Raw genomic sequence first — 23,784 nt, 5'->3', positions numbered from 1 at the left:
CCGTGCACGTGAACCGTCGACAAGGGGTCCCAGCGTGAAGTTCCAGGTCAACCGCGACGTCTTCAGCGATGCCGTCTCCTTCGCCGTGAAGCTGCTCCCGCAGCGCACGACGCTCCCGATCCTCAGCGGCGTCCTCATCGAGGCCACCGAGGACGGCCTGACGCTCTCGTCCTTCGACTACGAGGTCTCCGCGCAGACGAGCATCGCGGCCGAGGTCGACGAGCCCGGCACGATCCTGGTCTCCGGTCGCCTCCTGGCCGACATCGCCAACCGGCTCCCGGCCGCCCCCGTCACCTTCACGACCGACGACAACCGGATCGCCGTCTCCTGCGGCTCGGCCAACTTCTCGCTGCTGAGCATGCCCGTCGAGGAGTACCCGACCCTGCCGTCCGTCGGCGAGGCCACGGGCGTCGTCCCCGGCGACGCCTTCGCCCTGGCCATCTCGCAGGTCGCGGTCGCGGCCTCCCGCGACGACGTGACGCCCGTCATCACGGGCGTCCAGCTCGAGATCGCCGAGAACGCGCTCTCGCTCGTCGCGACCGACCGCTACCGCGTCGCGGTCCGCGGCATCGACTACGACCCCGGCACCGCCGGCAGCACCGAGTCGCTCACCGCCCTCGTCCCCGCCCGCACCCTGCAGGAGGTCGGCAAGACCTTCGGGAACGCCTCGCAGGTGTCCGTCGCCATCACGGGCGGCGACGAGCGCGAGCTCATCGCGTTCCAGGCCGGCGACAAGACCGTCACGTCGCTGCTCATCAAGGGCAACTTCCCGCCGGTCCGCCGGCTCTTCCCCGACACGGTCGAGAACTACGCGGTCGTCGCCACGGCCGACCTCGTCGAGTCGGTCCGCCGCGTCTCGCTCGTGCTCGAGCGCGAGGCGGCCCTCCGGTTCTCCTTCACGATCGACGGGCTCACCCTCGAGGCCATCGGCAGCGAACAGGCGCAGGCATCAGAGTCGATCGACGCGCTCCTCACGGGGGAGGACACGGTGGTCTCGCTGAAGCCGCAGTTCCTCCTCGACGGCCTCGGTGCGGTCCACTCCGAGTTCGTCCGGATCTCCTTCACCAAGACGGAGAACCCCAACAAGCCCGGTCCCGTGCTGATCACCAGTCAGTCCTCCAAGGACCAGGCAGGGTCTGACAGCTACCGCTACCTGCTGCAGCCCAACCTCCTCCTGCGCTAGACGCGCTCACACCGCAGGCGCAGCCGGCTCGACTCGCCTCCCCGAACAAAGGAACCCCATGCACATCGGTCTCGTCGGTCTCGGCAAGATGGGCAACAACATGCGCGCTCGCCTGCGCGACAAGGGCATCGAGGTCACGGGCTTCGACAACAACCGCGAGGTCTCCGACGTCGCCAGCCTGTCCGACCTCGCCGCGGCCCTCCCCGGCCCGCGCATCGTCTGGGTCATGGTCCCCGCCGGCGACATCACCGCCGCGGTCATCGAGGACCTCTCGAAGATCCTCTCCGAGGGCGACCTGGTCATCGACGGCGGCAACTCGAAGTTCACGAGCGACTTCGCCAACGAGTCGCTCCTCGGCTCGAAGGGCATCAAGTACGTCGACGCCGGAGTCTCGGGTGGCGTGTGGGGCCGCGAGAACGGCTACGGCCTCATGGTCGGCGGTGCGGCGGACGACGTCGCGATGGCCCAGCCGATCTTCGACGCGCTCCGCCCCGACGGCCCCCGCGAGGAGGGCTTCGTCCACGCCGGCGACACCGGCGCGGGCCACTACGCGAAGATGGTGCACAACGGCATCGAGTACGCCATCATGCAGGCCTACGGCGAGGGCTACGAGCTCCTCGAGGCCCGCAGCGACCTCATCAAGGACGTCCCCGGGACCTTCAAGGCCTGGCAGCGCGGCACGGTCGTGCGCTCCTGGCTGCTCGAGCTCATGGTGCTCGCCCTCGAGGCCGACCCCAAGCTCGCCGAGATCTCGGGCTACGTCGAGGACAGCGGCGAGGGTCGCTGGACCCTCGAGGAGGCCATCGACCACGCCGTGCCGATGCCCGCCATCAGCGCGTCGATCTTCGCCCGCTTCGTCTCGCGCCAGGGCGAGGGCTCGCCGACCATGAAGGCCGTCGCCGCCCTGCGCAACCAGTTCGGCGGCCACGCCGTCAAGAAGGCCTAGCCGCCACCTCGGCCCGCGTGCGAGTACTGCATCTCAGCCTGAAGGACTTCCGGAACTACGCGTCCGCCGAAGTCCCGCTCGCGCGCGGGCCGAACCTCTTCGTCGGCAGGAACGGCCAGGGCAAGACGAACCTCGTCGAGTCCCTCGGCTACCTGTCGACGCTCGGTTCGCACCGGGTCTCGTCCGACGCGGCCATGATCCGGCAGGGGACCGACTCGGCCATCATCCGTGCCCGGCTCGAGAGCAACGGGCGCGAGCTGCTGGCCGAGGTGCAGATCAACCGGTCGTCGGCGAACCGCGCGCAGGTCAACCGCGGGGCGATCAAGCCCCGGGAGCTGCCGCGCTACTGCTCGACCGTCCTCTTCGCTCCCGAGGACCTCGCCCTCGTGCGCGGCGAACCGTCCGGTCGGCGGAGGTTCCTCGACGAGCTGCTCACCACCCTGGCCCCCCGCTTCGCGGGCGTCCTCGCCGACTACGACCGCGTGCTGCGCCAGCGCAACACGCTCCTCAAGTCGGCCCGCGCCTCGGGGCTCCGCGCTGGCAGCCTCGGCACGCTCGACATCTGGGACGAACGCCTCGTCGCGCTGGGCAGCGAGATCCTCGTCGCCCGCGACCGCCTCGCGGAAGAGCTCGCCCCCGAGGTCGCCCGGGCCTACGCGCTCGTCGCCGGTGAGGACCACGCCGCGCGCATCTCGACCGTGTCGAGCATTCGCGGCACCTCGGCGGCCGCGCTCGAGGACGACGCCCCCGGTCCGGAGGCGCCCGTCGCCCCGGTCCCGGCCGAGCAGGTCCCGGAGGTCTTCCGTGCCGCGCTCGAACGCGTGCGGTCGTCGGAGCTCGACCGTGGCTTGACCCTCGTCGGCCCGCACCGCGACGACCTGCTCCTCGTGCTCAACGGCCTGCCCGCCCGGGGCTATGCGAGCCACGGCGAGTCGTGGTCCTTCGCCCTCGCCCTCAAGCTCGCGTCGGCCGCGTCGATCCGGGCGCAGTCCGCGACGGGCGACCCGGTCATCGTGCTCGACGACGTCTTCGCCGAGCTCGACGCCGGCCGTCGCGAACGGCTCGCCGACGCCGTCGCCGACTACGAGCAGGTGCTCATCACCGCCGCCGTCGAGGAGGACGTCCCCGAGCGGCTCGCCGCCCACGTCGTCCGCATCGTGCGCGGCACGATCGCCGAGGAGCCCGCCGTCGCGTCCGCGCAGGAGGCCGTGCCCGCGCCCGACGCGGCGCCCGCGCCCGGCGCGCCCCCGGCCTCCGGCGCCGAGGTCCGCCCGTGACCACGACGCCGCGGCCCCCGGGCCGGAACGGCGGGGAGCCGCCGGTCGAGACGGAGTCCGCCCGGGTCTGGCTGCACTTCCGCGAGGTGTTCGGCGACCCGTCGCAGCGCTCCGGCGACGCCAGGAGGCGCAAGGCCGTCCGCCTCTCGGCCACCAGCCAGCCGTTCGGGCTCGGTCGCGAGCCCAAGGGCATCGCGGACGTGCTCGCGGGCGTGACGAGCGAGATGGGCTGGAAGTCCCCCCTCGCGCAGTCCGAGCTCATGTCGGCGTGGCCGCAGCTGGTCGGCGACGAGCTCGCGGCGCACTCGAGCCCGGTGGGCATCGACGACGGCACGTTGACCGTCCGCTGCGACTCGACCGCGTGGGCCACGCAGCTGCGCCTGCTGCGCGCCCAGGTGACGACGACCATCGTGCAGCGGTACCCCGACGCCCGCATCGAGTCGGTCAAGTTCCTCGGGCCGGACGCCCCGTCCTGGAAACGCGGTCCCAGATCGGTCCCAGGGCGCGGTCCCCGCGACACCTACGGCTGACCGGCGTGATCCGCCCTCCGGAGGGGAAGAGCCCGGAGAACGCTGCTCAACGCCCTGCTGGAGGCCCCTCTGCGGTAGACTCGGAAGGTCGTCCACGAGTCCCGTGACAGCGTGTCGCGGGTCGGGCGGCGACCTCGTCCCAGACGGCAGGAGCACCCACGCACATGGCATCGACCCCCAGCGACGTCCAGCCCGACGACTCCTACGGCGCCGGTGCCATCCAGGTCCTCGAGGGGCTCGAAGCCGTCCGCAAGCGCCCCGGCATGTACATCGGGTCGACGGGCCCGCGAGGCCTGCACCACCTGGTCTACGAGATCGTCGACAACTCCGTCGACGAGGCCCTCGCCGGCCACTGCGACCACATCGAGGTCACCATCCGCGAAGACGGAGGGGTGCGCGTCGTCGACAACGGCCGCGGCATCCCCGTCGACGTGCACCCCGTCGAGGGGCGCTCGACCGTCGAGGTCGTGCTCACCGTCCTGCACGCGGGCGGCAAGTTCGGCGGCGGCGGCTACGCGGTGTCCGGCGGCCTGCACGGCGTCGGCAGCTCGGTCGTCAACGCGCTCTCCAGCGAGCTCGACGTCGAGGTCCGCCGTCAGGGCGCCGTTTGGCGCCAGAGCTTCACGAACGGCGTGCCCGTCGCGCCGCTCTCGCACGACGAGGACAGCTCCGACACCGGCACGACCCTCACCTTCTGGCCGAACGTCGAGATCTTCGAGACCGTCGACTTCGACTACGAGACGCTGCGCACCCGGTTCCAGCAGACGGCGTTCCTCAACAAGGGCCTGCGGATCGAGCTCACCGACGAGCGCGTGCCGGCCGAGGGCGAGACGGCGCGCCACGACGTGTTCCACTACGAGCGCGGGCTCGTCGACTACGTCGAGTACCTCAACGCGACCAAGAAGGTCGAGGCCGTCCACCCCGACGTCATCAGCTTCGAGGCCGAGGACGCGGAGCGCCGCATCTCGCTCGAGGTCGCGATGCAGTGGAACACCTCCTACCAGGAGAGCGTCCACACCTTCGCGAACACCATCAACACGCACGAGGGCGGCACCCACGAGGAGGGCTTCCGCGCGGCGCTGACGACGCTCGTCAACCGGTACGCCCGTGAGCAGAAGCTGCTCAAGGAGAAGGACGACAACCTCACCGGCGACGACGTCCGCGAGGGCCTCACCGCCGTCATCTCCATCAAGCTCGGCGAGCCGCAGTTCGAGGGGCAGACCAAGACCAAGCTCGGCAACACCGAGGCCAAGTCGTTCGTCCAGCGCGTGGCCGGCGACCAGCTCGGCGACTGGTTCGGGCGCAACCCCGCGCAGGCGAAGGACGTCGTCCGCAAGGCCATGCAGGCCTCGCAGGCCCGCCTCGCCGCGCGCAAGGCGCGCGAGCAGACCCGCCGCAAGGGCCTGCTCGAGTCGGGCGGCATGCCCGGCAAGCTCAAGGACTGCCAGTCGAAGGACCCCTCGCTCAGCGAGATCTTCATCGTCGAGGGCGACTCCGCCGGCGGCTCGGCCGTCCAGGGCCGCAACCCCGAGACGCAGGCGATCCTGCCCCTGCGCGGGAAGATCCTCAACGTCGAGAAGGCCCGCCTCGACCGCGCGCTCGGCAACGCCGAGGTGCAGGCCATGATCACGGCCTTCGGTGCCGGCATCGGCGAGGACTTCGACACCGCCAAGGCCAGGTATCACAAGATCGTGCTCATGGCCGACGCCGACGTCGACGGCCAGCACATCACCACGCTGCTGCTCACGCTGCTCTTCCGCTACATGCGTCCGCTCGTCGACCTCGGCTACGTCTACCTGGCGCAGCCGCCGCTCTACAAGATCAAGTGGAGCAACGCCCCGCACGAGTACGTCTACACCGACGCCGAGCGCGACGCGCTCCTCGCCGCCGGCAAGGCCGAGGGCAAGCGGATCCCCAAGGACAACGCGATCCAGCGCTACAAGGGCCTCGGCGAGATGGACTACAAGGAGCTCTGGGAGACCACGATGGACCCCGAGACCCGCACGCTCCTGCAGGTCACGCTCGACGACGCGGCCGCCGCCGACGGCGTCTTCAGCACCCTGATGGGCGAGGACGTCGAGTCCCGCCGCACCTTCATCCAGCAGAACGCGAAAGACGTCCGCTTCCTCGACATCTAGGCGGGCCCCGCGCCCGCCCTCCTCCCGCGCCGTCGGGAGGCCACGACCACAGAGAGAGAACCATGGCCGACGAGCCCGACGAGACCACCGAGCCCGAGCAGACCGGGACGGGCAACGACGGCCCCCTGCAGGGCGGGTTCGCCGTCGCCGCGAAGCGCGAGTCGGTCGAGCAGGTCGACCTCCAGCTCGAGATGCAGCGCTCCTACCTCGACTACGCGATGAGCGTCATCGTCGGTCGCGCGCTGCCCGAGGTCCGCGACGGCCTCAAGCCCGTGCACCGCCGCGTCATCTACGCCATGTACGACGGCGGCTACCGCCCCGACCGTGCCTTCTCGAAGTGCTCGCGCGTCGTCGGCGACGTCATGGGCCAGTTCCACCCGCACGGCGATTCGGCCATCTACGACGCGCTCGTCCGCCTCGTCCAGCCCTGGAGCCTCCGGTACCCCCTCGCCCTCGGCCAGGGCAACTTCGGCTCGCCCGGCAACGACGGCGCGGCCGCCCCCCGGTACACCGAGACGAAGATGGCCCCGCTCGCGCTCGAGATGGTGCGCGACATCGGCGAGGACACCGTCGACTTCCAGGACAACTACGACGGGCGCACGCAGGAGCCGGCGATCCTGCCCAGCCGGTTCCCGAACCTCCTGGTCAACGGCTCGGTCGGCATCGCCGTCGGCATGGCCACCAACATCCCGCCGCACAACCTGCGCGAGGTCGCGTCGGGTGCGCAGTGGTACCTCGAGCACCCCGACGCCACGCGCGAGGAGCTCCTCGACGCACTGCTGCAGCGGATCAAGGGGCCGGACTTCCCGACCGGGGCGCAGATCCTCGGCGTCAAGGGCATCCAGGACGCCTACCGCACCGGCCGCGGCTCGATCACCATGCGCGCCGTCGTCTCGGTGGAGGAGATCCAGGGTCGCACCTGCCTCGTCGTCACCGAGCTGCCCTACCAGGTCAACCCCGACAACCTCGCGATCAAGATCGCCGAGCTCGTCAAGGACGGCCGCCTCTCGGGCGTCGCCGACATCCGCGACGAGACCTCGGGCCGCACCGGTCAGCGCCTCGTCATCGTGCTCAAGCGCGACGCCGTGGCCAAGGTCGTGCTCAACAACCTCTACAAGCACACCCCGCTGCAGGAGAACTTCGGCGCGAACATGCTCGCCATCGTCGACGGCGTGCCGCGCACGCTCGCGCTCGACGGCTTCATCTCGGCCTGGGTCGACCACCAGATCGAGGTCATCGTCCGGCGGACCCGCTACCGCCTGCGCGAGGCCGAGAAGCGCGCGCACATCCTGCGCGGCTACCTGGCGGCCCTCGACGCCCTCGACGAGGTCATCGCCCTCATCCGCCGCTCGCCCGACGTCGAGGAGGCCCGCACCGGCCTCATGGAGCTGCTCTCGGTCGACGAGATCCAGGCCAGGGCGATCCTCGACCTGCAGCTGCGCCGCCTGGCCGCCCTCGAGCGCCAGAAGATCCACGAAGAGGCCGAGGCGCTCGAGCTCGAGATCGCCGACTTCCAGGACATCCTCGCCCGCCCCGAGCGCCAGCGCAGCATCGTCGGCACCGAGCTCGGTGAGATCGTCGACAAGTACGGCGACGACCGTCGCACCGAGATCATGTTCGGCTTCGACGGCGACGTCGCGGTCGAGGACCTCATCCCCGAAGAGGAGATGGTCGTCACCATCACCCGCGGCGGCTACGTCAAGCGCACGCGCAGCGACAACTACCGCAGCCAGCACCGCGGCGGCAAGGGCGTGCGCGGGGCCCAGCTGCGCGCCGACGACGTCGTCGACCACTTCTTCGTCACCACGACGCACCACTGGCTGCTGTTCCTCACGAACAAGGGTCGCGTCTACCGCGCCAAGACCTACGAGCTGCAGGAGGCCGGCCGCGACGCCAAGGGACAGCACGTCGCCAACCTGCTCGCCATGCAGCCCGACGAGCAGATCTCGCAGGTGCTCGACATCCGCGACTACGAGGTCGCCGACTTCCTCGTCCTCGCCACCCGCGACGGGCTCGTGAAGAAGACCGCGCTCACCGAGTACGACACCAACCGCTCCGGCGGCATCATCGCGATCAACCTGCGCGAGGGCGACGAGCTCGTCTCGGCGCTCCTCGTCGACGAGCAGGACGACCTCCTGCTCGTGTCGCGGCACGGCATGTCGCTCCGCTTCACCGCCGACGCCGCGTCGCTGCGGCCCATGGGCCGCTCGACCTCGGGCGTGAAGGGCATGACCTTCCGCGACGGCGACACCCTGCTCTCGGCGTCGGTCGTCGGCGAGGAGGGCCACGTCTTCGTGGTCACCGAGGGCGGCTACGCCAAGCGCACCTCCGCCGACCAGTACCGCATCCAGAACCGCGGTGGCCTGGGCATCAAGGTCGCCAAGCTGGCCGAGGCGCGCGGCGTGCTCGCCGGTGCGCTCATCGTCGGCGAGGACGACGAGGTGCTCGTGGTGCTGTCGAGCGGCAAGGTGGTACGGTCTGCCGTGGCCGAGGTGCCGGCCAAGGGCCGCGACACCATGGGCGTCGTGTTCGCACGGTTCGCCGCGGACGACCGCATCATCGCGGTGGCCCGCAACAGCGAGCGCAACCTCGTCGGCCAGGCCGACGACCTCGCCCCCGCCGAGGAGGGCGAGAACGCGGCCGCGCCCGTCGTGCACCCCGAACCCGTGGGAGCCGACGAAGTACCCGACACCTCGGTGGACGACACCACCGCCGGAGAGGAAGACATCTGATGAGCAGCGTCGCCGACAGGCTCCAGAAGAAGGCCCCCCGGCCCGCCAGCACCAAGCAGGTGCGGCTCAAGCTCGTGTACGTGGACTTCTGGTCCGTGCTCAAGCTGTCGTTCCTCATCTCCGTCGCGCTCGGCATCGTGACCGTCGTCGTGACGTTCCTCGTCTGGGTGATCCTCAACCAGACGGGCATCTTCAACGACCTCGACAGCCTCCTCGGCGACATCCTCGGCGACAGCGGCTTCACCATCCAGGACTCCTTCTCGGTGGCCCAGGTCATGCTGTTCTCCGTCGTCGTCGCCGTGCTCAACGTCGTCGTCGGCACCGTGCTCGGCGCCATCATCGCCGTGCTCTACAACCTCAGCGTGAGGATCACCGGCGGCCTGCTCGTCGGCTTCACCAACAACTGACCCGATTCGTCGTCAGGCGTCAGCATGCTGTACGCTTGACGATGGTCCAGGGGGCTATAGCTCAGGCGGTTAGAGCGCTTCGCTGATAACGAAGAGGTCACAGGTTCAAGTCCTGTTAGCCCCACTCCCGAACACCGGGGGTCCACCCCACTCGGGGCCTTAGCTCAATTGGTAGAGCGCCTGCTTTGCAAGCAGGAGGTCAGGGGTTCGATTCCCCTAGGCTCCACGAGAACACGAACGCCCCTGCTCCTGACTCCGTCAGTTCGGCAGGGGCGTTCTCGTCGTGCGGGCGTACGAACACCCGCGAGCACCTCGGGAACCAGGCCCAGGGGAGGCGTCCGGGCCGCTGGCGGGTGTGCCACGCCCGCACGACGAAGGGCCCCGCGCGGTGCGCGGGGCCCTTCGGGTGGGACGGGGCGGGTCAGGCCTTCGTGTCGGCGTCGTCGTCGGCGACCCAGAGCTCGTCGTCGGCGCGCAGGGTCTGCACGGCGGCGAAGACGAGGCCACCGAGCGCGACGACGCCCAGGACGATGAGGGCGATGCCACCGGCACCGGGGCCCGACTTCTTGGGGGTCGGCGCGTAGCCGTACTTCTTCGCGACCTTGAGGCCCTGCTTCTTGGCGTCCTTGACGGCCTTCTGCACGCGGGGGTCGTTGGCGATGTCGCTGTCGGACAGGGCCGAGGTGAAGGCGGGGTACACGTCGTGGACGAGCTTGTCCTTGGCCTTCGTGGCGTACGTGGTGCCGGCCGAGAGGCCCTGCGACACGACGGGGCGCACGTTCGAGTCGACGGTCTTCTTGACCGAGGGGATGACCTGCTGGTTCGCGACCTTCACGCCTGCGTCACGGTAGCCGCCGAGGACCTTGCCAGCGTGGTCCAGGACCTGGCGCTGCTCACCCCACACGGTGCTCGCGTGCTTGGCGAGCTTCTTGAGCTCCTTCTTCTGCTTGCGTGACAGGGCCATGGTGTTCCTCCAACGGATCGGCAGCGGTAGAGGCCAGTCTGGCACGGAGGCCGCTGGCAGGTCACAGGACGGCCGCTGGGGACTCGCTGACGGCCCAGCGCCGTGTGGAAGGATCGACGCATGACCACCCACACCGCAGTCGCCACCTTCACCACGAACCACGGGACCATCAAGGTCGACCTGTACGGGGACCACGCCCCCAAGACCGTCGCGAACTTCGTGGGCCTCGCCACGGGCACCATCGAGTGGACCCACCCGTCGACCGGCAAGGTCAGCACCGACAAGCTCTACGACGGCATCGTCTTCCACCGCATCATCCCCGAGTTCATGATCCAGGGCGGCGACCCGCTCGGTCAGGGCACCGGCGGACCCGGCTACCAGTTCGACGACGAGATCCACCCCGAGCTGACCTTCCAGCAGCCCTACGTGCTCGCCATGGCGAACGCCGGCACGCGCGGCGGCAAGGGCACGAACGGTTCGCAGTTCTTCATCACGACCGTCCCCACCCCGTGGCTCCAGGGCAAGCACACCATCTTCGGCCAGGTCTCCGACGACGAGTCGAAGAAGGTCGTCGACGCGATCCAGGCCGTGAAGACCGACGGTCGCGACAAGCCCCTCGAGGACGTCGTCCTCGAGAGCGTCACCATCGACGAGGTCTAGGTGACCCTTCCCGACCAGCCGGCCGGCGCCTCCGGCGACACCTGCTACCGCCACCCCGACCGGCAGAGCTTCGTGCTCTGCCAGCGGTGCGGGCGCACCATCTGCGGGCAGTGCCAGACGCCGGCCGCGGTCGGGGTGCACTGCCCCGAGTGCGTGCGCGAGGCACGCGCCTCAGCACCCCGCGTGACGTCGCCCGTCATCGGGCGCGTCCGCTCGGCCGCCCGGAGCGGCGCGCCCGTCGTGACGTACGGCATCATCGGCGTGACTCTCCTCGTCTGGCTGCTGCAGCAGGTGACCGGCGGGGCCCTGACCAGCCAACTGCTCTTCGCGGCTCCCTACGGGCTGAGCGAGCCCTGGCGCATGGTCACGACGCTCTTCGTGCACGGCGGGTTCTTCCACGTCCTGTTCAACATGTACGCGCTGTTCATCTTCGGCGGGCACCTGGAGCGCGTGCTGGGCCGGGCCCGGTTCGCCGCCCTCTACGGGCTCGCGGGCATCGGCGGCTCGGCGGCGGTGGCGTTCCTCGCGCCGTTCACCACGGTCGTGGGTGCGTCGGGTGCCGTGTTCGGGCTCATGACGGCGTTCTTCGTCATCGAGCGCAGCCTCGGCCGCAACTCGGTCCAGCTGCTCGTGCTCGTCGGCATCAACCTGGTCATAGGGTTCGTGCTGCCGAACGTGGCGTGGCAGGCCCACCTCGGCGGCATCGTGGTCGGGGCGCTCGTCGCCTGGATCCTCACCAGGACGCGGCATCGCTCGAAGCTCCCGCTCCAGGTGGGTGCGCTCGTCGGCCTCGGCGTCGTGCTCGTCGGCCTCGTGGTCGCCCGGGCGGCGCAGCTGCTCGGCGTCCTCTGACGTCGACGCCCACGGAGACGTCGAACACGACGACGAAGGGCGGTTCCCCCACCGGGGGAACCGCCCTTCGTCGTCCCGGGCCCATCGGTCCAAGACTTCTCCACCGTTTCTCCACAGCCTGTGCACGAAGTTGTCCACAGGTGTGTACACAGTGGGGAGAACTTACACAGCTGTGCTTTCGAAGCCGTGTTCTAGCGCCAGCGGGTGGTCATCAAGAAGCCGACGAACATGATGCCGAAGCCGATCACGATGTTCCACGAGCCCAGCGACGCCACCGGCAGCTGGCTCTGGCTCACGTAGAAGACGATGATCCAGATGAGGCCCAGCAGCATGAAGCCGAACATGACCGGCTTGAACCAGACCGGGTTCGGCTGCGGCTCGGAGCTCGCGCTGGCGCCCGGGCGTCGCTCGGGCTCGGAGGGTCGCTGTGCGTTCTTGGCCATGGCGCACAGTGTAGCGTCCGCCTCCCCGCGGACCTCAGGAGGGCAGGGGGCGAGGGGTGCGCGCTCCCATCGCGTCGAGGGGCCGTACGGCTACCATCGACCCCATGACCGACGACCTGCGTCGCCCGCGGCGTGCCCGTCGCCCCCGGCGTCCCCGCCGCCGTGCCACGGTCGTGAGCGTGCTCGGTGAGCTCCTCATCACGGCCGGCGTGCTCGTCCTCCTCTTCATCGGGTGGCAGCAGTGGCTCAACGACAAGATCGTCGCCGGCGAGCAGTACGACCAGGCCGCGGCGCTGAGCCAGCAGTTCGCCGCGCAGGAGGGTCAGGGCGCCGCGGGCCCTGACGGGGAGCCTCCGGTGACGGCGCAGCCCGCCGAGGCGGAGGAGTTCGCCAACTTTTACGTGCCGCGCTTCGGTGCGGACTACGCCGTCCCGATCGCGGGAGGCACCAGCACCGTCCGCACCCTGAACGAGCACGGCATCGGCCACTACGACGACACGCAGATGCCGGGCGAGGTGGGCAACTTCTCCATCGCGGCGCATCGCACGACGTACGGCGCACCCTTCAACCGGATCGCCGAGCTCCGTGAGGGTGACAAGCTCTACGTGCAGACCGCCGACGGCTGGTACACCTACGCGTACCGCAACTCGCAGTACGTGCCCGCCAGCCAGGTGTCGGTCCTGCAGCCCGTGCCCGACTCGCCAGACGTCTCCGCGGCCTCCGGCGACCGCCTCCTGACCATGACCAGCTGCCACCCGATGTTCACCGCGCAGGAGCGCATCGTCGCCTACGCGGTGTTCGAGGGCTGGCAGCCCCTGAGCGACGGCCCGCCGGCCGAGCTCGCCGCCCTGGGACTGGGAGCCTGACATGTACTCCGCCCTCTGGAGGGTCCTGCCCGGACCCTGGATCGTGAAGCTGCTCCTCGTGCTGGTGCTGCTCGCGGCCGCCCTCTACGCCCTCGTCGAGTGGGTCTTCCCCTACGTCAACACCCTCGTCCCCGCACCGGACGTCACCGTGGAGCAGCCATGACCTCCGTCCTCGTCGTCGACAACTACGACAGCTTCGTCTACACCCTCAACGGCTACCTGCAGCAGCTGGGCGCCGAGACCGAGGTGGTGCGCAACGACGCCTTCTCGCCGCAGGACGTCGCCGCCCGCATCGCCGGGTACGACGCCGTGCTGCTCTCGCCCGGCCCCGGAACGCCGGGCGACGCCGGCGTCTCGATCGACGTGGTGCACGCCGCCCTCGCGGCGGACAAGCCCCTGCTCGGCGTGTGCCTGGGCCACCAGGCGATCGCCGAGGCCCTCGGTGCCACCGTCACGCACGCCGAGGAGCTCATGCACGGCAAGACCTCGAAGGTCGAGCACGACGGCGGCGACTTCTACGCGGGGGTGCCGCAGCCGTTCACGGCCACGCGGTACCACTCGCTGGCCGTCGTCGACGACACCGTGCCCGAGGTCCTCGAGGTCACGTCGCGCACCGAGGGCGGCGTCATCATGGGGCTGCAGCACCGGGGCGCACCCGTCTACGGCGTGCAGTTCCACCCCGAGTCGGTCCTCACCGAGGGCGGTTACCGCATGATCGGCAACTGGCTCGGCGTCGCCGGCCTGCCCGAGGCCGCCGTGCGTGCCGCCGACCTCACGCCGCTCGTCGACCTCCGCTGACGGCTCGGGCCGCCCGGCGCGTCGCGCGGCCGGGGGCGTCGCCCGGCCGGGAGGTCAGGAGGCGCTGCAGATCGTGAGCACGACGGCCGACCCCTGGGGCGCGTCGCCCGGTGCCAGGGACTGCGTCGAGACCGAGCCGCCGCTGCAGCCGAGGTCGGGCTGCACGGTGACCTCGAGGCCCAGGTCGTCGCCGAGCGTGCGCACGGCAGCCTCCTGCGGCTGACGGATGACGTTCGGCACCTGCACCAGGCCGTTCGAGAGGACGAGGTCGACGCGCGTGCCGGGGTCGACCTCCTCGCCGTCGTCGGGCGACGCGGCGAGCACGGAGTCGGCCGGGATCGAGGACGAGTAGTCGCTCGACTGCTCGCCCCTCGCGAGGCCCGCGGCGTCGACGGCCGACCAGGCGTCCTCGACGGGCAGCCCTTCGAGCTCCGGCACCGTCGCCCGCGCGGGGCCGCTCGAGACCGAGACCCGGACCTCCTGCGCGTCGCCGACCTTCGTGCCCTCGCCGGGGTCGACCTCGACGATCTGGCCCTCGGGCACCTCGTCGCTCTCGACCTCGAGGCGGATCGGCACGAGCCCCAGCTCGTCGATCTGGCGCTGGCCGTCGTCCCAGGTCTCCCCGACGACGTCGGGCACGGCCCGGCCGCCCGTCAGCGAGGGCGGGGTGAGGTTCAGCACCCAGAACGCGGTCGCCACGACGACGACGGCGACGAGCAGGATGCCGACCCAGATCCAGGCGACGGGAGGGCGCGTCTGCGTGCGCTGCGGCCGGTCGTTGTCGTCGGAGTCGAGCTCGCGCAGCATCGCCTCGCTGCCCGCGCTCGCCGCCGGGTCGACGCCGAAGAGCGTGCTCGACGGGTCGATGACGGGGGCCCGTCGCACGGGTGCGCGGCCCTCGGCGGCGGCCGTGAGGTCGGCGCGGAAGTCGGCGGCCGTCTGGAACCGGTCGAAGCGGTCCTTCGCGAGCGACCGCAGGACGACCGCGTCGAGGGCCGGCGTCACGGCGGTCTCGATCGTGCTCGGAGCCGGCGGCACGGCGCTGACGTGCTGGTAGGCGACGGCGACGGCCGAGTCGGCCCGGAACGGTGGTCGACCGGTGAGCAGCTCGAAGAGCAGGACGCCCGTGGAGTAGAGGTCGGACCGCGCGTCGACGGTCTCGCCGCGCGCCTGCTCGGGGCTGAAGTACTGGGCGGTGCCGAGGATCGCCGTGGTCTGCGCCACGGTGGCCGAGGAGTCGGAGATGGCGCGGGCGATGCCGAAGTCCATGACCTTGACCTGGCCGCCGTCGGCGACCATGACGTTGCCGGGCTTGATGTCGCGGTGCACGACGCCGGCCCGGTGCGAGTACTCGAGGGCCGTGAGCACGCCCTGCGTCACGCGCACGGCCTCGGCGGGCTCGAGGGCACCGTCGCGCAGGAGGTCCTTCAACAGGCGCCCCTGGACGTGCTCCATGACGATGAAGGGCACCTGCACGTCGTGGCCGGAGCGGTCGCGGACGGTCTCCTCGCCCGCGTCGTAGACGCGGACGATCGTCGGGTGCGCCATGCGCGCGGCGGCCTGCGCCTCTTGGCGGAAGCGCGTGCGGAAGGCGGGGTCGCTGGCGAGCTGCGGCTTGAGGAGCTTGATGGCGACCTTGCGGCCCAGGCGCGCGTCGGTGCCCACGTGCACGTCGGCCATGCCGCCCCGCCCGATCAGCTCGCCGATCTGGTAGCGGTTGGCGAGAAGGCTCAACCCTTCGCGGACACCGTCAGACACGCCACGTTCTCCCTACGGCCAGACCCTCTCCCCGGGGCGGGGCCGGATCCAGTGTACGTCGCGGCCGTCACCCGTCCGGGTGCCGGGGGTCGTCCCTCGGGATGATTGTCAGTGGATCGTGTCCGGGGCGCGGTGGGCGCCCCGGGCACGACCCACCGGTCGTCAGCCCGCGGGGTCGGTCGACGGAGGCGTTCCCGGCTCTGTCGGTGCCGGGGTCTCCGTGGGCTCGGCGGGCACGGGCTGGACGGTGACCGTGACGCCGGCCGACTCCGCCGTGGTGAGCGAGCCGCAGGAGGCCGTGTAGGTCACCGTGAGGTTGCCCGGGGCGTCGGACTGCACGGGGACGCCGAGCACGTTGGTGCCGACCGTGCCCGAGGTCTGGCCGTTGCCGTCGGTGCCGCCCGTGATCGTGTAGGTGTACCCGGTCAGCGAGTAACCGGCCGGGCAGCCGGCGTAGGCGGGCCACGTGACGTCGGCCGAGTCGTCGCCGTCGGCCACGATCTCGGTCACGGAGGCCGTGGGGGCCTCCGGGTCGCCGGGCGTCGGGGCGGGCTGGTAGACGTACAGCGTGATGGTGCGGCCCTCGGTGACGGTGCCCGTCGGGTCGAGCCGGTAGACGGTGCCGACCTGCTCGGGCGAGGGTGCCGTGTTGCCGCCCTCGGCGCTCTCGACGACGAGGCCCAGGGCCCCGAGCTCGCTGCGCACGTCGGCCTCGGGGCGACCGACGTAGTCGGCCTGGTCGATCGCGACGGTGGTGGGTGTGGGCGTGGGCGTCGTGGGATCGGGCGTCGGGGTGCTGGACGTCGTCGTCGGGGCCGGGCCCGGCTCGTCGGCGTTCATCACGGCGTAGGCGACGAGCCCGCCGAGGCCCAGCACGAGCAGGACGCCCAGGACGATGAGCGGCCAGAACCAGGGGCTGCGCGGCTTCTTCTCGTCGGCGGTCTCGTCGTCGTCGCCGCGGAGCGCCTCCGGGTCGGCGTCGCCGGGGACGAACGCGGTCGTCGCGGCCCCCGCCGCGGCGGCGCCCGCCGGGTCGAAGAGCTGGGTCGTGGCGTCCTGGGTGCTCATCAGCTGCGTGGCCTGGTCGGCGGCACCTGCCGCGAGGCCGATCGCGGGCACGGCCGTCGTGGCCGCCGCGACGTCACCGCGGCGCAGGGCGCGCGAGGCCGTGGCGAGGGCGCTGGCCGAGCCGGGGCGCTCGGCGGGCTTCTTGGCGATGCAGGAGAGCACGAGGCGGCGCACGGGCTCGGGGACGCTCGACGGCAGGTCGGGCGGCGTCTCGTTGATCTGCGCCATGGCGATGGCCACCTGCGACTCGCCCGTGAAGGGGCGACGGCCGGCGAGGGCCTCGTAGGCGACGATGCCGAGCGAGTAGATGTCGGTGCTCGGCGACGCGGGGTGACCGCTGGCCTGCTCGGGCGAGAGGTACTGGACCGTGCCCATCACCTGGCCGGTGGCGGTGAGGGGGACCTGGTCGGCGATGCGCGCGATGCCGAAGTCGGTGATCTTGACGCGCCCGTCGGGCGTGATGAGCAGGTTGCCGGGCTTGATGTCGCGGTGGACGAGGCCCGCCGCGTGCGCGGCCTGGAGGGCGGAGGCGGTCTGCGCGACGATGTCGAGCACCTTGTCGGTGGGCAGGACGCGGTCTCGGTCGAGGATCGTCGACATGGCCTCGCCGGGGACGAGCTCCATCACGAGGTAGGCGCTGCCCTCCTCCTCGCCGTAGTCGAAGACGTTGGCGATGCCCTCGTGGTTGACGAGCGCGGCGTGGCGGGCCTCGGCGCGGAAGCGCTCGAGGAACCCGGGGTCGCCGAGGTACTCGTCCTTGAGGATCTTGATGGCCACCGTGCGCCCGATCACCAGGTCGGTGGCCTCCCAGACCTCGCCCATGCCGCCGATGGCGACGCGGGTCGACAACTGGTATCGCCCACCGAAGGTGAGTCCGCCCGTAGGTCTCATTTGTTCAGCACCGCCTCTAGTACGTTCTTCGCGATCGGGGACGCGACCTGGTTGCCGAAGGCCGACTGGCCCCGCCCGCCGCCGTTCTCGACGACGACGGCCACCGCCACCTGGGGGTCGTCCGCCGGGGCGAACCCGGTGAACCACAGCGTGTAGGGCTCGCCGGCGCCGTTCTCGGCCGTGCCGGTCTTGCCGGCCACCTCGACACCGTCGATTCTCGCACCGCTGGCCGCACCGTCGGAGACGTTCTGGACCATCATGTCCGTCATCGTCCCGGCCGTCGCCTCGCTCACCGGGCGTGAGAACACGTCGGGGGAGAACTCGCGGACCGGGCTGAGGTCGGGGTTGAGGATGCTCTCGACGAGCGTGGGGGTCATCTCGGTGCCGCCGTTCGCGATGGCGCTCGAGACCATGGCCATCTGCAGCGGCGTGACCCGGTCCGAGCCCTGCCCGAACGACTGCAGCATGAGCGTCGCGTCGTCGATGGGGTCGCCGTCGGCGTCCTCGGTCGGGAACCGGCTCGGGGTCGCGCGCTGCGGGATGTCGACCGACCGGCCGAAGCCGAAGGCCTCCGCCTGGTCGGCGAGGGCGTCGGCGCCGAGGGCCCGGCCGAGCTCGGCCATCGGGATGTTGCACGACAGGCGCAGCGCCGTGGCGAGGGTCGTGGTGTCGCCGCCGCCGCACGAGCCGCCCTCGGCGTTGTTGATGTTCGTCTCGGTGCCGGGGAGCGTGAGCGTCGCGGGGTTCGGGAACGTGCTCTCGGGCGTGTAGTCGCCGCTCTCGAGCGCCGCGGCCGTGGTCACGAGCTTGAAGGTCGAGCCGGGCACGTAGAGGTCGCCCTGGATCGTCTTGTTCTGCAGCGGGTCGGACGGGTCGGAGACGAGCTGCTCGTACGCGGCGGTCACGGCGTCGCGGTCGTGGCTGGCGAGCCGGTTCGGGTCGTAGGAGGGCTTCGAGACCATCGCGAGGATCTTGCCCGTCGACGGCTCGAGCGCGACGACCGCACCGGCGTTCGCCCCGAGGGAGTCCCACGCGGCCTGCTGCACGGCGGGGTCGATGGTCGTGTTCACGGCCGCGCCGACCGGGTCCTGGCCCGTGAGCAGGGTGTTGACCTGGTCGAAGAACTGGGAGTTGGCGTTGCCCGTGAGCTCGTCGTTGAGGGCGTCCTCGAGGCCGCGGGCGCCCTGGCCGAGCGTGTAGTAGCCCGTGACGGGGGCGTAGAGCTCGGGCTGGGCGTAGCTGCGCTGGAAGCGGTACTGGTCGTCGACCGGGGTCGACTCGGCGACGGCGGTGCCGCCGGCGAGGATCGGCCCGCGCTGGGCGCTGTAGCTGGCGAGCAGCGCGCGGGAGTTGCGGCCGTCGCTGCGGAGGCTGTCGGCCTGGAACGCCGTGATGTACGTGCTCGAGGCGAGCAGGGCCACGAACATCGCCAGGACGACGAAGCTCACGCGCTTGAGTTCTCTGTTCATCAGCCGATCACCAGTCTCGGTTGGTCCCTCACGCCGTCGGACAGCCGCAGCAGGAGGGCCGCGATGATCCAGGTGCCCACGAGCGACGAGCCGCCCGCGGCGAGGAACGGCGCGGTGAGGCCCGTGAGCGGGATGACGCGGGTGACGCCGCCCACGACGACGAAGACCTGGAGGGCCACGACCGAGGCGAGGCCGACGCCGAGCATGCGCCCGAAGTCGTCCTGGCCCACGAAGCCGATGCGGAAGCCGCGGGAGACGAAGAGCAGGTACAGGGCGAGGATCGCGAAGAGGCCCGCGAGGCCGAGCTCCTCGCCGAGCGAGGCGATGATGTAGTCGCTCTCGGCCAGCGGCGTGGTGTCGGGGCGCCCCTGGCCCAGGCCCGTGCCCACGAGCCCGCCGGCAGCGAGGCCGAACAGGCCCGTCACCAGCTGGAAGGAGCCGCCCACGGCGTCGTAGGTCGTCTGGTCGAAGGGGTCGAGCCAGGCCTGGAAGCGGCCCTGCACGTACGACAGGAAGGTGCTGGCGACGAGGGCGCCGCCGACGAAGAGCCCGACCCCGAGGACGACCCAGCTGCCCCGGCCCGTGCCGACGTAGATCATGACGAGGAACAGCCCGAAGTAGAGCACCGAGGTGCCCAGGTCGCGCTGGAAGATGAGCACGCCCATGGCCACGGCCCACACGACGAGGATCGGTCCGAGGTCGCGCGGCCGCGGGAAGCGCATGCCGAGCACCTTCGGGCCCATGAGCGAGAGGCTGTCGCGCGCCGTGACGAGGTAGCCGGCGAAGAAGATCGCGAGCGTGACCTTGCCGAGCTCGCCCGGCTGGAACGAGAACGGGCCGATGTCGATCCAGACGCGGGCGTTGAGGCCCGTGCGACCCAGGCCCGGCACGAGCGGCAGCAGGAGCAGCACGATCGACGTCGCCATGGCGACGTAGCGGTAGCGCGAGAGCACGCGGTAGTTGCGGATCACGAGCAGCACGGCGAGGGCGATGACCATGGCGAGCACGGTCCAGACCATCTGCTTGATGCCGAGGGCGCCCCAGCCGCTGCGGTCCTCCGCGAGGTCGAGGCGGTAGATCATGGCGATGCCGAGGCCGTTGAGGGTCAGCGCGATCGGCAGCACGAAGGGGTCGGCCTCGCGCGCGACGACGCGGAGCACCACGTGGAAGACGAGGGCGAGGCCGAGCACGCTCGTGCCGGCCACGAGCGGTGGCACGTCGATGCGGCCGAGGGCGCCGAGCTGCACGAGGACCATGGCCCCGGCGCAGACCGCGCAGGCCAGCAGGAGCAGCAGCAGCTCGAGGTTGCGCAGCTTCGCCGGCTGGCGCAGCTTGATCGTGATCGCCTGCGTGAAGGCGGTGGGCTCGACGGTGCGGCGCGGCTTCGTGGTGCCCACGCGCCCGAGCGCCTCGGTGGGGGAGTCATCGTGCGGCATCGGCGAGCCTCTCGACGATGGCGCGGGCGTCGGCGAGGTCGTCCGCGCTGATGGTGTCGGCCACGCTCTGCTGCGTGTAGTTCGGCAGGTCGGCGACCCGCACGTCGGTCCCTTCGTGCACGCTCGACAGCGTCCACGGGCCGATGCCCTGCTGCACGCCCTGGTAGATGACGACCGTGCCCCCGTCGGCGCCGACGTAGTAGTGGTCCTGGGTCCACTGGTAGGCGAGCACGAGGCCCGCGACCAGGGCGGCGACCGCGACGAGCACGGCGACGGACCAGGTGGTGCGGCGGCGTCGGCGGCGGCGCTTGTCCTCCGCGATGAGCTCGGCGAGGTACTCGTCGGACTCGGGCTCGAAGTGGCTGTCCTCCGGCGTGCTCGCGACCTTGAGCGGGTGCAGCAGGATCGTGGGCAGCCGCAGGGGCTTCTTGCCGGCCTCGCCCTCGAAGGTCAGGGGCGTGGCGGCCGAGCCGACGGTCTGGGCCGGGTCGCAGGCGGAGTCGCCGCTCTCGTCGACGTCGACGACGACGACGGTGACGTTGTCGGGCGCGCCGTGGTCGAGGGTCTCCTTGACGAGGCGCTTGACCACCTGCTCGGCGTCGAGCTCGGCGGCGAGGGCCTTCTTGATCCGCTCCTCGGCGAGGTAGCTGCTGAGCCCGTCCGAGCAGATGAGCCAGCGGTCGCCCGGTTGCGTGCCGAGGGTGGCGGTGTCGATCTCAGGAGCCGCGTCGACGTCGCCGAGGACCCGCATGAGCACGCTGCGGCGCGGGTGCACGGCCGCCTCCTCGGGCGAGATGCGCCCGCTGTCGACGAGGCGCTGCACGAAGGTGTGGTCGGCGGTGATCTGGCTGAGCTCGCCGTCGCGGAACAGGTACACGCGGGAGTCGCCGATGTGCGCGACGGCCATGCTGTCGCCGACGCGGAGCAGCGCGCTGACGGTCGTGCCCATGCCCGTGAGCTCCTGGTGCTCGAACACCGTCTCGGCGAGCAGCTGGTTCGCGGCGATCAGGGACGACTGCAGCGCGAACTCGGCGTCGCCGGGGGAGCCGTAGACGCGGTCCGTCTCGCGGATGCGGCGGATCGCGATCGCGGAGGCGACGTCGCCGCCCGCGTGGCCGCCCATGCCGTCGGCGACGACGAAGAGCTGGGTGCCCGCGTAGCCGCTGTCCTGGTTGTTCGAGCGGATCTTGCCCACGTGGGACAGGGCGGCGCTCTTCACCTGCGTCGTCGTCATGCCCTACCGCCGCAGCTCGAAGCTCGTCTGGCCGATCGTCACGGGGGTCTGGGCGGGCACGGGCGTGGGCACGGTGACGCGCTCGCCCGCGAGGAAGGTGCCGTTGGTGCTGTCGAGGTCCTGGACGACCCAGCGGCCGTTCCAGAGCATGAGCCGGGCGTGGTGCGTCGAGGTGTAGTCGTCGCGGATCACGAGGTTGCTCTCCTGGGAACGGCCGATGGTGAGGGGGCCGTCGCCGAGCGGCATCTCGAGGCCGGCCTTCGCACCCTTCGTGATGACGAGGCGGCGCGGCGTCGCGTCGGCCTCGGGCTGGGGGGCAGGAGGCGCGGGCGGGCGGGGCGCGGGGCGCGCGGCCGGGGCGGGCTGCTGCGCGCCTCCTGAGGCGGCGTCGGGCAGCTTGCGGGCCCGCTGGCCCATCAGGTCGGAGCGCAGCGCGACGACGATCGCGAAGATGAACGCCCAGAGCACGATGAGGAACCCGAAGCGGAGGACGAAGAGCGTGATCTCACTGGTCACCGACGGCCCCCTCGGGTGGGGTCGCTCGTCGCGGTCTGGGGGAGCACCCGGAACACCATACGCGTACGACCGATCTGGATCACGGAGTCGGGCTGCAGGAGGGCCTTCGTGAGGGGCGCGCCGTCGAGCTTGGTGCCGTTGGTCGAGCCGAGGTCGCGGACCTGGGCGCGGTCGCCGTCCCAGAGGATCTCGGCGTGCCGGCGGGAGGCCCCGGTGTCGGCCAGGGTGACGTCGGCCTCGCTGCCGCGCCCGATGACGGTGCGCCCGCGCTCGAGGCGGTGCCGCGTGCCGTCGACGTCGAGCACGGGGGCCCAGGTGACCTCGTCGCGGACGCTGGAGGAGTCGACGGCGAGGATCCCGACGCTGAGGTCGTCGTCGCGCTCCAGCCGGACGCCGAGCGGCCCCGCGAAGTGGTAGCCCTGCGCGGTCGCGTGGCGCTGGGTCAGCTGCGTGAGCTCGTCGAGGAGCGGGCGGCCGATGTCGGTCATGCGCTCGTGGTCGGCGGGGGAGAGCCGCACGACCAGCTCGTTCGGGACGAGGATGCGCTCGCGGGAGACCACGGCGGCCTTCGTGTCGAGCTCGCGGCGGAGCGCGCTCGTGATCTCGAGGGGTTGCACGCCCGAGCGGAACGTCTTGGCGAAGGCGCCGTTGACAGCGCGCTCCAGCCCGCGTTCGAAGTTGTCGAGCAGTCCCATGGGTCTCCAGGTCGGTTCTCCGGTCGCCCGATCCTACCCGGACGCGCCGACCCGTCGCCTTCGGCGGCCCTTCGGCGGCCCGGATCCGTGGTAGTGTCGACGAGTTCGCGCGAGTGGCGGAATTGGCAGACGCGCTGGCTTCAGGTGCCAGTACTCGCAAGGGTGTGGGGGTTCAAGTCCCCCCTCGCGCACGGACGAGAAGGCTCTCCCCTCCGGGAGGGCCTTTTTCTCTGCCCCCTGTGTCAAGGGCCCTTGACACGCGCAGGAGGCGCGGGCAGGGTGGAGCCATGACAAGCGACCTTGACAACCGCGGCGGTCGCGCCGAGCGCGCCGCCCACCGTCCCTACTACCGCGACCTCACGCTGGGCATGGTCGCCTACGGGCTCCTGCTCGCGGCGGCGATCGCGTTCGGCGACCTCGAGGGCGACAGCCCGTGGCGCTTCGCCTGGGCGCTGCTGCCCGTGCTGCCGCTCGCGTTCGTCCTCGTGGCCGTCGTGCGCCTCCTGCCCCGCCTCGACGAGTACCAGCGTCAGCTGCAGCTCCAGGCGCTCGCGACGGGCTTCGGCGCCGCGGTCCTCGCCGCCCTCGCGACGGGGTTCCTCGCCTTCGCCGGGCTGCAGGGCTGGTGGTCGAGCTGGGTGGTGCTCACGGTCGGCATGCTCGGTTGGGCCGTCGGCGGCGTCGTGGCGCGCGCCCGATGAGGAACGTCCTCCGCGCCCTCCGCGAGGAGCAGGGCTGGACCCAGGGCCGCTACGCCGACCTGCTCGGCGTCTCGCGGCAGACCGTCAACGCCCTCGAGACCGGACGGTACGACCCGTCGCTGCCGCTCGCGTTCCGCCTCGCGGCGCTGCACGCGCGACCCATCGAGGAGCTGTTCTTCCCCGACGACGGCACCGCCGACGCCTGAGCAGGAGGCGCGGG

Annotated in this window: 23 protein-coding genes and 3 tRNA genes; 17 read left to right on the top strand and 9 right to left on the bottom strand. The window is 71.2% G+C overall.

The genetic code is table 11. The features are described 5' to 3' along the window. Window positions 1-34: 34 nt before the first annotated feature. The 9 genes from dnaN (at window position 35) to ACYVHQ_RS06410 (ending at window position 9,439) form a co-directional block, all read left to right on the top strand. Window positions 35-1,183, top strand: a complete 1,149-nt coding sequence (gene dnaN, locus ACYVHQ_RS06450; protein WP_460511363.1) for a DNA polymerase III subunit beta — start codon at window positions 35-37, stop codon at window positions 1,181-1,183. Window positions 1,184-1,241: 58 nt separating this feature from the next. Further along, complete coding sequence (gnd, locus tag ACYVHQ_RS06445; protein ID WP_460511362.1) at window positions 1,242-2,129, top strand: phosphogluconate dehydrogenase (NAD(+)-dependent, decarboxylating); 888 nt, start codon at window positions 1,242-1,244, stop codon at window positions 2,127-2,129. 17 nt (window positions 2,130-2,146) lie between these two features. Next, window positions 2,147-3,406, top strand: a complete 1,260-nt coding sequence (gene recF, locus ACYVHQ_RS06440) for a DNA replication/repair protein RecF (protein ID WP_460511361.1) — start codon at window positions 2,147-2,149, stop codon at window positions 3,404-3,406. Further along, window positions 3,403-3,936 carry a DciA family protein gene (locus ACYVHQ_RS06435; protein ID WP_460511360.1) on the top strand — a complete coding sequence of 178 codons (534 nt, stop codon included), beginning with the start codon at window positions 3,403-3,405 and terminating at the stop codon, window positions 3,934-3,936. The genes recF and ACYVHQ_RS06435 overlap by 4 nt, the downstream gene beginning before the upstream one ends. A 164-nt stretch (window positions 3,937-4,100) precedes the next feature. Beyond that, window positions 4,101-6,074, top strand: a complete 1,974-nt coding sequence (gyrB, locus tag ACYVHQ_RS06430) for a DNA topoisomerase (ATP-hydrolyzing) subunit B (protein WP_460511359.1) — start codon at window positions 4,101-4,103, stop codon at window positions 6,072-6,074. A gap of 62 nt (window positions 6,075-6,136) precedes the next feature. Next, entirely contained in the window at window positions 6,137-8,806 is a 2,670-nt protein-coding gene (gene gyrA, locus ACYVHQ_RS06425) for a DNA gyrase subunit A (RefSeq protein ID WP_460511358.1), read from the top strand. Beyond that, window positions 8,806-9,213 carry a DUF3566 domain-containing protein gene (locus tag ACYVHQ_RS06420; RefSeq protein WP_460511357.1) on the top strand — a complete coding sequence of 136 codons (408 nt, stop codon included), beginning with the start codon at window positions 8,806-8,808 and terminating at the stop codon, window positions 9,211-9,213. The genes gyrA and ACYVHQ_RS06420 overlap by 1 nt, the downstream gene beginning before the upstream one ends. Before the next feature lie 50 nt (window positions 9,214-9,263). After that, window positions 9,264-9,337 (top strand) — tRNA-Ile (locus ACYVHQ_RS06415). Between the two features lie 29 nt (window positions 9,338-9,366). Further along, window positions 9,367-9,439 (top strand) — tRNA-Ala (locus ACYVHQ_RS06410). Between the two features lie 195 nt (window positions 9,440-9,634). On the opposite strand, the gene ACYVHQ_RS06405 is transcribed toward ACYVHQ_RS06410, so the two are convergent. Then, on the bottom strand, window positions 9,635-10,177 hold the full coding sequence (locus ACYVHQ_RS06405; protein ID WP_460511356.1) for a hypothetical protein: 543 nt from the start codon (window positions 10,175-10,177) through the stop codon (window positions 9,635-9,637). A gap of 120 nt (window positions 10,178-10,297) precedes the next feature. Between ACYVHQ_RS06405 and ACYVHQ_RS06400 the strand changes: the two genes are divergently transcribed. Both ACYVHQ_RS06400 and ACYVHQ_RS06395 read left to right on the top strand, forming a co-directional pair. Continuing rightward, a complete protein-coding gene (locus ACYVHQ_RS06400) occupies window positions 10,298-10,837 on the top strand; it encodes a peptidylprolyl isomerase (RefSeq protein ID WP_460511355.1) in 540 nt (179 codons plus the stop codon). Next, on the top strand, window positions 10,838-11,689 hold the full coding sequence (locus tag ACYVHQ_RS06395) for a rhomboid family intramembrane serine protease (protein WP_460511354.1): 852 nt from the start codon (window positions 10,838-10,840) through the stop codon (window positions 11,687-11,689). Between the two features lie 191 nt (window positions 11,690-11,880). Here the strand turns inward: ACYVHQ_RS06395 and ACYVHQ_RS06390 are convergent, their stop codons facing one another. Next, on the bottom strand, window positions 11,881-12,132 hold the full coding sequence (locus ACYVHQ_RS06390) for a cell division protein CrgA (protein ID WP_460511353.1): 252 nt from the start codon (window positions 12,130-12,132) through the stop codon (window positions 11,881-11,883). Between the two features lie 104 nt (window positions 12,133-12,236). Between ACYVHQ_RS06390 and ACYVHQ_RS06385 the strand changes: the two genes are divergently transcribed. Genes ACYVHQ_RS06385 through ACYVHQ_RS06375 form a run of 3 tightly spaced genes read left to right on the top strand, consistent with a single transcriptional unit; the run spans window position 12,237 to window position 13,796 of the window. Further along, a complete protein-coding gene (locus ACYVHQ_RS06385) occupies window positions 12,237-12,998 on the top strand; it encodes a class E sortase (RefSeq protein WP_460511352.1) in 762 nt (253 codons plus the stop codon). Window position 12,999: 1 nt separating this feature from the next. After that, window positions 13,000-13,161 carry a hypothetical protein gene (locus ACYVHQ_RS06380; RefSeq protein ID WP_460511351.1) on the top strand — a complete coding sequence of 54 codons (162 nt, stop codon included), beginning with the start codon at window positions 13,000-13,002 and terminating at the stop codon, window positions 13,159-13,161. After that, window positions 13,158-13,796 carry an anthranilate synthase component II gene (locus ACYVHQ_RS06375; RefSeq protein WP_460511350.1) on the top strand — a complete coding sequence of 213 codons (639 nt, stop codon included), beginning with the start codon at window positions 13,158-13,160 and terminating at the stop codon, window positions 13,794-13,796. The genes ACYVHQ_RS06380 and ACYVHQ_RS06375 overlap by 4 nt, the downstream gene beginning before the upstream one ends. Before the next feature lie 54 nt (window positions 13,797-13,850). Here ACYVHQ_RS06375 and pknB read toward each other — a convergent pair whose 3' ends face one another. From pknB to ACYVHQ_RS06340, 7 genes are all read right to left on the bottom strand, one after another. Next, window positions 13,851-15,554 carry a Stk1 family PASTA domain-containing Ser/Thr kinase gene (gene pknB / locus ACYVHQ_RS06370; RefSeq protein ID WP_460511349.1) on the bottom strand — a complete coding sequence of 568 codons (1,704 nt, stop codon included), beginning with the start codon at window positions 15,552-15,554 and terminating at the stop codon, window positions 13,851-13,853. A gap of 162 nt (window positions 15,555-15,716) precedes the next feature. Beyond that, window positions 15,717-17,513 carry a protein kinase domain-containing protein gene (locus ACYVHQ_RS06365; protein WP_460511348.1) on the bottom strand — a complete coding sequence of 599 codons (1,797 nt, stop codon included), beginning with the start codon at window positions 17,511-17,513 and terminating at the stop codon, window positions 15,717-15,719. Next, the gene (locus ACYVHQ_RS06360; protein ID WP_460511347.1) at window positions 17,510-18,982 is read right to left on the bottom strand and encodes a peptidoglycan D,D-transpeptidase FtsI family protein; all 1,473 of its coding nucleotides are present in this window, start codon (window positions 18,980-18,982) and stop codon (window positions 17,510-17,512) included. The genes ACYVHQ_RS06365 and ACYVHQ_RS06360 overlap by 4 nt, the downstream gene beginning before the upstream one ends. Beyond that, a complete protein-coding gene (locus tag ACYVHQ_RS06355; RefSeq protein WP_460511346.1) occupies window positions 18,982-20,418 on the bottom strand; it encodes an FtsW/RodA/SpoVE family cell cycle protein in 1,437 nt (478 codons plus the stop codon). Before ACYVHQ_RS06355 ends, ACYVHQ_RS06360 begins: the two co-directional genes overlap by 1 nt. Continuing rightward, the gene (locus ACYVHQ_RS06350) at window positions 20,405-21,652 is read right to left on the bottom strand and encodes a PP2C family protein-serine/threonine phosphatase (protein ID WP_460511345.1); all 1,248 of its coding nucleotides are present in this window, start codon (window positions 21,650-21,652) and stop codon (window positions 20,405-20,407) included. The genes ACYVHQ_RS06355 and ACYVHQ_RS06350 overlap by 14 nt, the downstream gene beginning before the upstream one ends. A gap of 3 nt (window positions 21,653-21,655) precedes the next feature. Then, on the bottom strand, window positions 21,656-22,168 hold the full coding sequence (locus ACYVHQ_RS06345) for an FHA domain-containing protein FhaB/FipA (protein WP_460511344.1): 513 nt from the start codon (window positions 22,166-22,168) through the stop codon (window positions 21,656-21,658). After that, complete coding sequence (locus ACYVHQ_RS06340; RefSeq protein ID WP_460511343.1) at window positions 22,165-22,863, bottom strand: FhaA domain-containing protein; 699 nt, start codon at window positions 22,861-22,863, stop codon at window positions 22,165-22,167. The genes ACYVHQ_RS06345 and ACYVHQ_RS06340 overlap by 4 nt, the downstream gene beginning before the upstream one ends. A 107-nt stretch (window positions 22,864-22,970) precedes the next feature. On the opposite strand from ACYVHQ_RS06340, the gene ACYVHQ_RS06335 reads away from it, so the two are divergent. From ACYVHQ_RS06335 to ACYVHQ_RS06325, 3 genes are all read left to right on the top strand, one after another. Next, window positions 22,971-23,054 (top strand) — tRNA-Leu (locus ACYVHQ_RS06335). Between the two features lie 96 nt (window positions 23,055-23,150). After that, window positions 23,151-23,564 (top strand): hypothetical protein, encoded by a 414-nt coding sequence (locus ACYVHQ_RS06330; protein ID WP_460511342.1) that lies wholly within the window; start codon window positions 23,151-23,153, stop codon window positions 23,562-23,564. After that, window positions 23,561-23,770, top strand: a complete 210-nt coding sequence (locus ACYVHQ_RS06325; protein WP_460511341.1) for a helix-turn-helix transcriptional regulator — start codon at window positions 23,561-23,563, stop codon at window positions 23,768-23,770. The genes ACYVHQ_RS06330 and ACYVHQ_RS06325 overlap by 4 nt, the downstream gene beginning before the upstream one ends. The last annotated feature ends 14 nt before the right edge of the window (window positions 23,771-23,784 follow it).

It is taken from the genome of Frigoribacterium salinisoli (genome assembly GCF_054781095.1).
The sequence above is the reverse complement of the archived record's forward strand: the minus strand, read 5'-3'. Positions and strand labels throughout refer to the sequence as shown.

Excerpts from the sequence above, each read along its gene's own strand:
- gnd (WP_460511362.1), top strand. The coding sequence starts at position 1,242 with ATGCACATCGGTCTCGTCGGTCTCGGCAAGATGGGCAACAACATGCGC.
- gyrB (WP_460511359.1), top strand. The coding sequence starts at position 4,101 with ATGGCATCGACCCCCAGCGACGTCCAGCCCGACGACTCCTACGGCGCC.
- gyrA (WP_460511358.1), top strand. The coding sequence starts at position 6,137 with ATGGCCGACGAGCCCGACGAGACCACCGAGCCCGAGCAGACCGGGACG.
- ACYVHQ_RS06420 (WP_460511357.1), top strand. The coding sequence starts at position 8,806 with ATGAGCAGCGTCGCCGACAGGCTCCAGAAGAAGGCCCCCCGGCCCGCC.
- ACYVHQ_RS06405 (WP_460511356.1), bottom strand. The coding sequence starts at position 10,177 with ATGGCCCTGTCACGCAAGCAGAAGAAGGAGCTCAAGAAGCTCGCCAAG.
- ACYVHQ_RS06400 (WP_460511355.1), top strand. The coding sequence starts at position 10,298 with ATGACCACCCACACCGCAGTCGCCACCTTCACCACGAACCACGGGACC.
- ACYVHQ_RS06390 (WP_460511353.1), bottom strand. The coding sequence starts at position 12,132 with ATGGCCAAGAACGCACAGCGACCCTCCGAGCCCGAGCGACGCCCGGGC.
- ACYVHQ_RS06385 (WP_460511352.1), top strand. The coding sequence starts at position 12,237 with ATGACCGACGACCTGCGTCGCCCGCGGCGTGCCCGTCGCCCCCGGCGT.
- ACYVHQ_RS06380 (WP_460511351.1), top strand. The coding sequence starts at position 13,000 with ATGTACTCCGCCCTCTGGAGGGTCCTGCCCGGACCCTGGATCGTGAAG.
- ACYVHQ_RS06375 (WP_460511350.1), top strand. The coding sequence starts at position 13,158 with ATGACCTCCGTCCTCGTCGTCGACAACTACGACAGCTTCGTCTACACC.
- ACYVHQ_RS06365 (WP_460511348.1), bottom strand. The coding sequence starts at position 17,513 with ATGAGACCTACGGGCGGACTCACCTTCGGTGGGCGATACCAGTTGTCG.
- ACYVHQ_RS06360 (WP_460511347.1), bottom strand. The coding sequence starts at position 18,982 with ATGAACAGAGAACTCAAGCGCGTGAGCTTCGTCGTCCTGGCGATGTTC.
- ACYVHQ_RS06355 (WP_460511346.1), bottom strand. The coding sequence starts at position 20,418 with ATGCCGCACGATGACTCCCCCACCGAGGCGCTCGGGCGCGTGGGCACC.
- ACYVHQ_RS06350 (WP_460511345.1), bottom strand. The coding sequence starts at position 21,652 with ATGACGACGACGCAGGTGAAGAGCGCCGCCCTGTCCCACGTGGGCAAG.
- ACYVHQ_RS06340 (WP_460511343.1), bottom strand. The coding sequence starts at position 22,863 with ATGGGACTGCTCGACAACTTCGAACGCGGGCTGGAGCGCGCTGTCAAC.
- ACYVHQ_RS06330 (WP_460511342.1), top strand. The coding sequence starts at position 23,151 with ATGACAAGCGACCTTGACAACCGCGGCGGTCGCGCCGAGCGCGCCGCC.
- ACYVHQ_RS06325 (WP_460511341.1), top strand. The coding sequence starts at position 23,561 with ATGAGGAACGTCCTCCGCGCCCTCCGCGAGGAGCAGGGCTGGACCCAG.